Below are 10,955 nucleotides of genomic sequence, written 5' to 3' on the forward strand. Positions count from 1 at the left end.
GATGGAGAGAAGAAAAGTAAGGGTTGGGATTGATGTCGGAGGCACCTTTACGGATGCGGCCGTCATTGACAATGAGACGTACGAGGTTATCGGGAAGATGAAAATTCTGACGACACATCATGACGAAGATGGTGTGGCGAAAGGGATTGTACAAATATTGAAGCGGATTTTGGGGAGCGAGGGCATTGCTCCGGACGATGTGACCTTTATCGCCCACGGGACGACGCAAGCGACGAACGCTTTGCTGGAGGGGGATGTGGCCCGTGTCGGCATTATTGGCATGGGTTCCGGCCTTGACGGCATGAGCGCGCGCTCGGAGTCGAATCCCGGAGATATCGAGCTGGCGCCGGGCAAATATTTGAAGACGTACCATACGTACCTCGATTCCAAAAATTTGCGGGATGAGGCTATCGAAGCGGCGATTGACGAGCTTGTGCGACAGGGGGCGGAAGTGATCGTCGCCTCCGAAGCGTACAGCGTTGATGATCCGGCCAATGAGCTTCGTGTCGTTGAGATAGCGAGCCGCAAAGGTATGTATGCTACCGGAGGGCATGAAATTTCCCAATTGTATGGACTCAAGACACGGACAAGAACGGCGGTCGTGAATGCATCTCTCATTCCGAAAATGATGGAAACGGCGAACATGACGGAGAAATCCGTCAAAAATGCGAATATTCAATCCCAGCTCATGATTATGCGCTGCGACGGCGGCGTTATGAGTATCGACGAGGTGCGCAAACGTCCGATATTGACGATGCTGTCGGGACTTGCCGCCGGTGTTGCCGGTGTGCTGATGTATGAAAAGGTGTCGGATGGCATCTTTTTCGAGGTCGGCGGCACAAGCGTCGATATTTCCGTCATCAAAAACGGGAAGGTCATGATCAAGAATGCCCAGGTAGGTGGCCACCGGACTTATTTGCAGTCCTTGGATGTACGGACGCTTGGCATTGCCGGAGGAAGCATGATTAAGGTGGCGAACGGGAATATCATCGATGTCGGCCCGCGAAGCGCCCATATTGCGGGCAAGGAATACGAGGCGTTCGCCGGGGCGGAGCAGATCGTTAATCCGAAAGTCAAGTTCGTCAGCCCGCGGGAAGGGGATCCGGCCGAATATATCATTTTGGAGAGTGAGACCGGCAAGGAATTCTCCTACACACTGGCCGGCGCGGCCAACATTCTCGGCTATATTCCGGAGGGCGATTACGCGCGGGGGAACAAGGAAGCGGCCGTGCGGGCATGGGAGGCTCTTGCCGCCCATGTAGGCCAAAGCGTCGAGGAGGCCGCCAGACAGGTTATGAATATCGCGATTGATAAGACGATGAAGACCGTCAATGAGATGATCGAAGACTATGAGCTGGATCGCTCGTTCGTGACGTTGATCGGCGGCGGAGGCAGCGGGGCCGTGATCGTTCCGGCAATGGCGGAGCGGGAGCGCTTCCGCTTCCGGATCGCGAATAACGCGCCTTATGTATCGACCATAGGCGTCGCCCTTGCGATGGTGAAGGAGCAGCTGGAGAGAACCGTCGTGAATCCGACGGAAGAGGATATCAAGCGCATTCGGTCCGAGATCGTCGAGCGCATCGTCAAATCCGGCGCCAGTGAGGATACGGTCGAGGTAACGATCGAGATCGATAGTCAGAAAAACATTTTGCGGGCAGTCGCTACCGGCTCGACAGAGCTTCGCTCCAAAGATCTGGGTCAACAAGCGCTGTCTGTCGAAGAGATGGCCGCCATCGCCGCCAACTCGGTCGATCAGCCGGCGGCCAGCATGAAGCTGGCGTCCAAGTGCGGCCGATGGAGTCTATTCGCCTGCGAGGAGACGAAGAAATCATTTTTTGGACTGATCAAGAAGAAGACGACCTATGTGAGCGTGCTGGATCGGGAAGGCGTCGTCCGTTTCAAAAAGGGGAACGTCCGCTTCGCGAAGGTGACCAAGACTCAGTTCGGGGACCGGTTACAAGATTTTTTGGATGACAATACGATCTACTCCGATGCAAACGCGACGATACCGAAGGTATTCGTCTTCTATCGGGAGAAGATGCTTGATTTGACCGGAATGCAGACAAAGGAGCAGTTGATGTCTATTCTCGAGATCGAAACGGAGATGCTGACACAGGAAGAAGAACTGATCGTTGTTGTCTATCAGTAAGGAGGGGAAGGTATGCCGGCCGAGGTTATCCGCCGATTGACGGAAGAGGAAGGGTCTGATGAGTTGCTGGCGTGCGCGGAGTTGGAGCAGGACCCCCTGTTCCACAAAATACCGAAGGATCGAATGGCGTACTATGTAAGCATGTCGCTGAAACGGGGCAGAGAGACGGCGGCTGCCTATAAGAACAAGGGCAAGTCCATCCGGGAGCTGTGTCAGATGGAAGGCTTACAGTATCAAGTTACGAATCGGTCCGGCACTTTCCACAACGTCAGCTTCCGCGCGCAGATTGATTTCGCGAAGAGCCCACCGGCGATTATCATCTATGCCTCGTCGCTCCGCGATATGCGGCAGGCGTACCGGACGGTGATGGGGAATGGATGCGAGGATCGGGAACAGGAGCTGGAGCGGCTGATCGACCTTCATTTAGCGCATGAATTTTTTCATTATACGGAATACCGGGCGGGGCAGTTCACGAATGAGACGCTGGAGCCGATTGATATGTTCAAGCTGGGAAGCTGGTATACAAAGAGATCAAGCATTGTGAAATGCAGTGAAATCGCGGCGCATGCATTCTGCAAAACGATACTGGGCCTACCCTGCTTGCCGAATGCGCTCGATTACGCGTTTCTTGTAGAGACGAGGGCGATGGATGCAGGTGAGCTTAGCCGGCGGGTGAAATATTGGAAGATGATGTTGGCCTGATTTTATCATTACTTCCCTTGATATGATATAATGGGGTGTACTGGCGAAGTTACCGGATTCGCATTTTTTCCATTGGCAGTCAGGAGGAGGTACCATGTCTTCACAGGTTCCGGCGGTTATCGCAAAAATTGTATCGCAAACTCAAAAACTAACATACGGTGAAAATCAGATCGCCAATTTTGTTATACACAATCCGGAATTCATCACCCGTAACACCATTACGGCTATCGCGAATGAAATCGGCGTGTCCGAGACAAGCATCAACCGTTTTTGCAAAAAGGTGGGCTTCAAAGGGTTCAACGATTTTAAAATCGCGTTCGCGCAGGATGCGTTTTACCGGGATATGCAGGCCAAGAAGAAAGAGAGACGCGAGATTAACGTCATTGATGCGCTGGCTCTCGACTATAACGAACTGATCGTTAACACTTCGGCGCTCATTACGGAAGATCAGCTTCATCAAGTGGTCAAGCTGCTGAAGGGGGCGCGCCGAATCCTCCTCATCGGCTTGTTCGATTCGTTCCTCGCGGCCATGGCATTGAAGAACCGGCTCGCGATTATCGGCGTTCATGCCGATGCAATCAATGACAGCAGGGAAATGAAAATCGCGGCCTCCCAATGCGGTCCCGAGGATGTCGTAATCGCCTTCTCGCGTTCAGGTTCGACCCGGGAGATTATCGATGCCGTCAACATCGCGCAGGTCAATCAGGCCAAGACCGTGGCAGTCACCTGTTATGACTCATCGGCGATTACAGAAAATGCGGTGGTTGATATTATTGCTCCGGATAAAATCTCGGTCAATAACAGCGCTTTTATGTCCAACCATATCACGTTTCTGTTTGTCGTCGATCTCATTATGAGCGTTTTCATTTCATCGGATAAGCAGTATTTGAAGAAAAAGCTGGACAGCGAAGGGATATTGGCAAGCGATCAATCGATAACGAATTATTTTCTGTGATTGTAGAAATAAACGCTCTTGTCGCGAAAATGCGCGGTGAGGGCGTTTTTTAATGCTGCTTATGACTTGTTGTTTTGGAAGTAGTGGGAAAGGGGGGAGCGCGAGCAGATATTCGATATTCTGATCGTTCAAGCCCGCGCCTGCTTTCAGCATGTCCGCACAAACAGCAGGAGCAGGGTGTCCCTGCTCCTGCTGTTTTCTATACTTCAGTTGATAAACGTATCGAACCTATGCAGATGTTAACCTACTATAGTGAATCTTGTTTACCCTATTCATTCGACTCACTAGCCTTCCTTCACATCATACAGCACACGGGCCAACAGGTCCTGGCTGTAGTTGCCGAAATGCTTGCCGTAAATCGTTAAACCGCGTTTATTAACAGATCGCTCGTTAACGGCGATCCTGAAGGTGAGCTCGCTCTTGTAATCAAGCTGAATCTGGTTCAGACCGACATCCGAAATGCGGCATCCATCGATAAAGCTGCCTTCCTTGTTAATCCGGATCAGCTTCAACATGCCGTATTGGTTCAAATGCGGCGGCCACCATTCAGGGTTGAAGGTCCCGCGTTTGTCCCCGAAATCCCCCGGACTTGTCCAGCTGCCAATCTCGATCCCGTTAACGTAAAAGAAAATGTCCGATGGATAATTGTCGCAATACCCCGGCGCCTCGGAGCCAAGCTCTAGAGAGAATTGGATCTCGCGGAACGATTGGTTGGACTTCAAATGATTCGGAATCCGGTATTCTAGGAAACCTTCGGTAAGCCAGATGATCTCTGAGTTGATCCGCTCCGGATCGGCGAAATAACGCGGATCGTCAAAATCTCCGATAATGCTGTCCTTGGTCGCAAGCCCGCAGGTCGGGATAGCTTGATAATCGCTGTAATGGCCGACCTGAATCTCCACCTCGTACAAGTTATCAATGTCCTTGCTGCGAAGATCAACCATGAGGGTATCTTTATTCAGGTAGCAGATTTTCTGAATGCCATGCTTCCCCCCAGTCGTATTGATTTCGATCAGGCCGCTATCTTCCAATTTCTTGATATGCATAGTAATAGCGCCATTGCTGAGATTCAGCCTGTTCGCAAGATCGTTCAGGTTCAAGCTTTGGTTCTTGGCCAGCAGTTCCAAAATTTGAATGCGAATTTCCGAGCTGAGCGCTTTAAAGATGTCAAGCCCGCTCATTAAATCTTTAATGTAGATCATCTTATCTCAAACCTTCTTCCGATTAAAGGATTATATAACGATGGTAAATAGGTAAAGACTTTTATTTCAAATAATTATAAATCAATATGAGCGCTAAATAAAGACGTCATCTAATTCTTCGTGAATTTGATTGAAAAATAACAATTTGAATAGTTAAAACTCATTTTATTTGAGATTATTATGAAAATAATAACTCGAAATACACGGGAAAATGGTGATTTTGAGCAGGATTAAACGATCTTTTAGGGATAAAAGCAATTCATTTCTAATTTATATAAATCATTTTATATTTCTATATTTACAGCTGACCTCTCATATGATATTTTATACTTGAAAACGAATTCATTCAATATTATTTGAATTGTTTCATAATTATATTAACGGAAGGTGAAGGACTTGGCAGCTGAGAAATTGAAAGCACGTATGATCGTGGATAAGTCGTTTCGGATCGCGCAAGTTGATAACCGTATTTATGGTTCGTTCATTGAACATCTAGGCCGCGCTGTATATGGTGGGATTTACGAACCCGGCCATGAAACCGCGGATGCAGGAGGTTTTCGTAACGACGTAAAGGAACTGATCAAGGAACTGGATGTCCCGATTATAAGATATCCCGGCGGGAATTTTGTATCGGGCTATAACTGGGAAGATGGCGTAGGTCCTGTTGCCGAACGGCCAAAGCGGCTGGAGCTGGCCTGGAGAACGCTGGAGCCGAACGATGTCGGCACGAACGAGTTTATATCCTGGGCCAAGGAAGTGGGTTCGGATGTCATGATGGCCGTGAACCTGGGTACTCGGGGGATCGATGCCGCCAGAAATCTGCTGGAATACACCAACCATCCCGGAGGCACATATTGGAGTGATCTAAGACGCAGTCATGGTTATGAACAGCCGCACAAGATCAAGACCTGGTGTCTTGGCAACGAGATGGATGGACCTTGGCAGATCGGACATAAGACCTCGACGGAATACGGCCGGCTTGCGCTGGAGACGGCAAAAGCCATGCGGCTTGTCGACCCGACCATTGAACTGGTTTCATGCGGAAGCTCGAGCACGGGGATGCCTACATTCCCTGAATGGGAAGCCGTGACGCTGGATCATACGTACGAGGCGGTTGATTACATATCGCTGCATCAATATTACGGTAACCGCGATAACGATACCGCCAACTATCTGGCCCTTTCCCTGGATATGGATCACTTTATTCACACGGTCAAATCCACCTGCGATTACATCAAGGCTAAGAAACGCAGCAAAAAGACAATGTATCTCAGCTTCGACGAGTGGAATGTCTGGTACCATTCCAATGACGCCGACAGGCAGATTGATCCATGGAGCATTGCTCCGCCGCAGCTGGAGGATGTGTATAATTTCGAGGATGCCATTCTTGTCGGCAGCATGCTGATCACCTTCCTGCGCCACGCAGACCGGGTGAAGATGGCTTGCCTGGCACAGCTCGTCAACGTAATCGCGCCGATTATGACCGAGAACGGCGGCCGTTCTTGGAAGCAGACGATCTTTTATCCGTATCTGCATGCTTCCAAATTTGGCCGGGGCGTATCGCTGCTGCCAATCGTCGAGTCACCGAAGTATGATTCCAAGGATTTTACCGATGTTCCGTATTTGGACAGCGCGGTTGTTCATAACGAAGAGGATGAAGAAATTACGATCTTTGCCGTGAATCGTCATCTGGAGGAAGCATTGGAGCTCGAATGTGATGTGCGCAGCTTTGAAGGCTACCGGCTGTTGGAGCATATCGTGATGGAGCATGAGGATCTGAAAGCGGTGAATACCGCATCCGAGGAAAGAGTCAAGCCTCATCATCAGGGTGGAGCTAAGCTTGATAATGGCATGGTTACCGCAAGGCTGGGCAAAGCATCATGGAACGTTATTCGCTTGAAAAAAGCTTAAGGAAATTCACGGGGCAGTTGAATCATGGGCTGCCCCATCTCCCAACTACTCATATCAAATTACACACATTATGAAAGCGCTTTATTTCTGGAGGAGAGCAGAAGTACGATTTTTGAAGTGTAGGTTTGTATGAACGAACATTAAGGGAGGTCCAGTAGGATGATGAAAAAATGGATGGTTGTATTCATGGTGTTATGTTTGACGCTGTTTCTGTGGGGGTGCGGTAAATCGAACAATGCCGGCGGCGAAACCTCGGTTCTGGATGGCGGGGCAGGGGAAAGCGCTACGGAGTTGTCTTATTGGACGTTTGTTGAGCTGCATGGACAGCATTTCGAGAAAATGCTGGGTAAATGGAACGCTGAGAATCCCGAACGCCAAATCAAGCTGAACGTGACGGTCATGCCGTATGACGACATGCATAACAAATTGTCTATTGCGGTTCAATCGGGGACAGGGGCACCCGACATTGCGGATATCGAGCTTGGGAAGTTTCCAGATTTCCTGTCCGGTACGCCGCAGCTGGAACCGCTCAATGACGTGATTGATCCATACCGGGATACCATCGTCAAATCCCGAATTGACTTATACAGCAAGGAAGATGTTAACTACGGCATCCCGACCCATGTTGGCGCATCCGTAGCCTTCTATAATACCGAGATTTTGGAGGAGGCCGGGGTCAACTTTGAGGATATCGTAACTTGGGAGGATTTCAAGCAGGCGGGTATCCAGGTGTATGAAAAAACGGGCAAGTACATGGGAACAGCCGATACAAGCGCAGCCTGGCAAGCTTCCATGCTATTGGCGCAGCAAGGCGCGGATCTGACGGACGATTCCGGCAATCCGATCGTGAACTCGGAAGCGATGGTGAAGGCCATGACGCTGCTCAAGGACTTGCAGGATAACAATGTCATAGCGACCATTGCCGGCGGCCAGCCCGATACCGAGGAAGCCTATGGGGAGTTTAATGCAGGAAATTACGCTACGGCCTTTATGCCGCTGTGGCAAATGTCCAGATACACCAACTACATGTCCGACTTGTCCGGGAAAATAGCCATCGCGCCGATTCCGGTCATTGAAGAAGGAATGCCAAGATCGGTTGGCGGCGGCGGCACCGGCACGGTCGTTACCAAGACCGCAAAAGACGTACAGCTGGCGAAAGACTTTCTGGCATTCGCCAAGCTGTCCCTGGATGCCAATAAAGAGATCTGGAACACGCTTGGATTCGATCCGGTTAATATGGACGTTTGGGACATGAAGGATGTTACGCACAATGCCGAGAATCAGTTCGTGAAATATTTTGTCAATAACCCGTTTGATGTGTTGAATGAGATCCGGGATGAAATCCGGTTAATCAAATCGACCTCCGCATCGCCTACCATCAACAACGTCCTGTGCACCACGACCTTCAACGAGATTTTTGAGGATGGCAAGGACATTACCGAAGCACTGAATGATGCCCAAAAGCAAATTGAACAGGAATTGAAATGACACTCGCTCATACGGTACTAAAACGAAGAGCTGCTCATGGATTCGTCGGTGAGCTGCTCTCATTAAAGGAGTAGAATCATGATTAAAAAATTTCTGTACTCGCAAAAGGTTGCTCCTTACGTGTTTGTCCTGCCCTTTATTCTGGTATTCCTCATATTCTGGGTGTTTCCGCTGGGCAGCTCGTTTAGCATGAGCTTTCAGAAGACGCAGCTCGGGCAGGAGGCGGATTGGATCGGCTTGGCTAACTACGGGAAGCTGATGGGGGACGGCGTCTTTCTGAAGGCGGTGACGAACAGCGCGATATACATGATCCTGACGCTCCTTATCCTGATTCCGTTCCCCATGCTGTTTGCTGTGCTGATCAACAATAAGTTTATGTGGGGAAGAGAGTTTTTTAAGTCATCCTTTTTCTTCCCGGCACTGACGTCGGTTGTTGTAGCAGGCACCATTTTTCGGCTGATGTTCGGCGAGATGGAAGGATCGCTCATTAACAGTATACTGGGGTGGTTCGGGATCGACCCGGTGAAGTTTCTGAAGGGACAGGTTACCGGTTTTATTGCTCTGGTGGCTCTTGCCACATGGCGGTGGACGGGAGTGAATATGCTCTATTTTTTATCTGGGCTTAAAAACATCACGGGCGAATATTACGAGGCGGCATCCATCGATGGGGCTTCGGCCTTTCAGAAGTTTACCAAAATCACGATGCCTTTGTTGAAGCCGACCACGATTTATGTGTTAACGATCAGCATTTATGCGGGGCTTGCCATGTTTATCGAGAGCATGATGCTCTGGAACGGCAACAACTCCCCGAAAAATATCGGTCTCACGATCGTCGGTTATCTGTACCGACAAGGCATTGAGAAGAACAATCTGGGTTATGCGGCCGCTGTAGGGATTGTGCTGCTGGCAATCACCATGCTCATTAACCTGACGCAGCTGAAGCTCTCCGGCATGTTCAAGAAGGAGGATTGAGGATGAGAAGAGAAACGCTGGTCAAAATAATCCTCTTCATTTTGTTCTCCATACTGTGCTTTCTAATCCTGGTCCCTTTCTATGCCGTCACCATTGCCTCGTTTAAACCCGGCGAGGATTTGATCCGGTATGGACTGAATCTGAAATTTGATCTGTCGGTGATGAGCCTGGACAATTTCACCTACCTTTTTACGGGCGATCACTCCTACTTCATGTGGTTTTTTAACTCCTTGCTCCTTACGGTGGTGCAGGTTACGTTAACCCTGCTGGTCAGTGCAACCGTTGCCTACGGGTTTGCAGCCTACGATTTCATCGGCAAGAACTTCTTGTTTATCTGCGTGCTTCTGATTATGATGGTTCCTTTTGAAATTCTTCTTCTTCCGCTATACTCCCTGACGTACAACCTGGGCCTAATGAATTCATACTCGGCGATAGTCCTGCCGGGGATCGCAAGCGCGGCCACGATTTTTTTCTTCAGGCAGTATTTAAGAGGGGTTCCAAAAGAAATGATTGCGGCAGGACGGGTGGACGGCGCGACGGAATACGGAATCTATATGCGGCTGATCCTGCCTGTGATGAAGCCATCCTTCGCTGCTATGGCGATTCTGAACGGGATGAACAGCTGGAACAACTTTCTATGGCCGTTCATGGTGCTCAGCGACGATAGCAAGTATACCCTTCCGATCGGATTGAAGACGCTCTTGACCCCTTACGGGAATAACTATGATTTATTGATTGTCGGCTCCTTTTTCTCGATCATCCCGATCTTTATTTTGTTCATGGCCTTCCAGAAGTATTTTATCGACGGAATGACGGCTGGGGCGGTGAAAGGATGATCGCTTGATTGACAGGAAGAACCCGACCTTGCAGGCGGCACCCCAAATCCGCTATGATACAAGGAAACCTGCGTGCTTACGTGTTTGATTTGAAGAATGAGGTGACCGTACCCTTGCATCCTGTAACTCGGGCTCTATTATGGATAGGTGGCGCTCTAATTGTGATCGGGCTGCTGTGGCCTGTCATTGGACGATTTGTCGGCCGGCTGCCAGGTGACATCGTGGTGGATAAACCCCATGTCAAAATTTATTTCCCGATTGTAACCTGCCTCGTCATCAGCGTGGTGGGCTCGTTGATTCTGTTTCTGATCCAGCAGTTTCGTAAATAGCAGGGATATCATCAGAAAAACGTCTATCGACGTACTTACTTTAGAAGACAGACTGCGGTTAGGGATGTTTTTCTTGCGATATCAGGAAAGCCTAAGCTTCGGAGTTTATACTCCTGATATCTTAAAAAAAACAGGTGAAGTGACCCCCAAAAGTTAGACACGGTTATTTCATTAGGCAGCTTTCTCAAAATGAGTTCGGTACTGTACCGGACTCATTTTTAATTTTGCCTTTAACCGTTTGGTATTGTAGTATTCAACATACTTTTTCAGTTCTTCCTTAAAATGTTCCACACTTTCAAACTCTTTGTAGTACAGAAACTCCGACTTGAGAATGCCGAAGAAATTCTCTATGACGGCATTGTCGTAACAATTCCCTTTTCGTGACATGCTTTGGAGAATGCCACTCGACTT

10 protein-coding genes are annotated in these 10,955 nt (G+C 49.3%); 8 read left to right on the forward strand and 2 right to left on the reverse strand.

Annotation, left to right across the window (positions count from 1 at the left end; genetic code table 11):
* Position 1: 1 nt before the first annotated feature.
* From ACPV3A_RS25290 to ACPV3A_RS25300, 3 genes are all read left to right on the forward strand, one after another.
* The gene (locus tag ACPV3A_RS25290) at positions 2–2,149 is read left to right on the forward strand and encodes a hydantoinase/oxoprolinase family protein (protein ID WP_426201959.1); all 2,148 of its coding nucleotides are present in this window, start codon (positions 2–4) and stop codon (positions 2,147–2,149) included.
* A gap of 12 nt (positions 2,150–2,161) precedes the next feature.
* Positions 2,162–2,851 (forward strand): hypothetical protein, encoded by a 690-nt coding sequence (locus tag ACPV3A_RS25295; protein WP_426201961.1) that lies wholly within the window; start codon positions 2,162–2,164, stop codon positions 2,849–2,851.
* A 94-nt stretch (positions 2,852–2,945) separates the two neighbouring features.
* A complete protein-coding gene (locus tag ACPV3A_RS25300) occupies positions 2,946–3,806 on the forward strand; it encodes a MurR/RpiR family transcriptional regulator (RefSeq protein ID WP_076320497.1) in 861 nt (286 codons plus the stop codon).
* A 284-nt stretch (positions 3,807–4,090) separates the two neighbouring features.
* Here ACPV3A_RS25300 and ACPV3A_RS25305 read toward each other — a convergent pair whose 3' ends face one another.
* Positions 4,091–5,008, reverse strand: a complete 918-nt coding sequence (locus ACPV3A_RS25305; RefSeq protein WP_426201963.1) for an ArsR/SmtB family transcription factor — start codon at positions 5,006–5,008, stop codon at positions 4,091–4,093.
* 423 nt (positions 5,009–5,431) lie between these two features.
* Here ACPV3A_RS25305 and ACPV3A_RS25310 point away from each other — a divergent pair, with 423 nt between their 5' ends.
* From ACPV3A_RS25310 to ACPV3A_RS25330, 5 genes are all read left to right on the forward strand, one after another.
* Complete coding sequence (locus tag ACPV3A_RS25310; protein ID WP_181469944.1) at positions 5,432–6,919, forward strand: alpha-N-arabinofuranosidase; 1,488 nt, start codon at positions 5,432–5,434, stop codon at positions 6,917–6,919.
* Between the two features lie 159 nt (positions 6,920–7,078).
* Positions 7,079–8,407 (forward strand): ABC transporter substrate-binding protein, encoded by a 1,329-nt coding sequence (locus tag ACPV3A_RS25315; RefSeq protein ID WP_194541557.1) that lies wholly within the window; start codon positions 7,079–7,081, stop codon positions 8,405–8,407.
* 78 nt (positions 8,408–8,485) lie between these two features.
* Positions 8,486–9,379, forward strand: coding sequence for a carbohydrate ABC transporter permease (locus ACPV3A_RS25320; RefSeq protein ID WP_426201966.1), 894 nt, complete (start codon positions 8,486–8,488; stop codon positions 9,377–9,379).
* A 2-nt stretch (positions 9,380–9,381) separates the two neighbouring features.
* Positions 9,382–10,215, forward strand: a complete 834-nt coding sequence (locus ACPV3A_RS25325; protein WP_071222826.1) for a carbohydrate ABC transporter permease — start codon at positions 9,382–9,384, stop codon at positions 10,213–10,215.
* Positions 10,216–10,328: 113 nt separating this feature from the next.
* Positions 10,329–10,544 carry a DUF2905 domain-containing protein gene (locus ACPV3A_RS25330; protein WP_071223055.1) on the forward strand — a complete coding sequence of 72 codons (216 nt, stop codon included), beginning with the start codon at positions 10,329–10,331 and terminating at the stop codon, positions 10,542–10,544.
* Positions 10,545–10,715: 171 nt separating this feature from the next.
* Here the strand turns inward: ACPV3A_RS25330 and ACPV3A_RS25335 are convergent.
* On the reverse strand, positions 10,716–10,955 hold a 240-nt coding region (locus ACPV3A_RS25335), incomplete at its 5' end, for a transposase (RefSeq protein WP_426201968.1).

The organism is Paenibacillus sp. Dod16 (assembly GCF_049893405.1).
Classification (GTDB): domain Bacteria; phylum Bacillota; class Bacilli; order Paenibacillales; family Paenibacillaceae; genus Paenibacillus_AQ.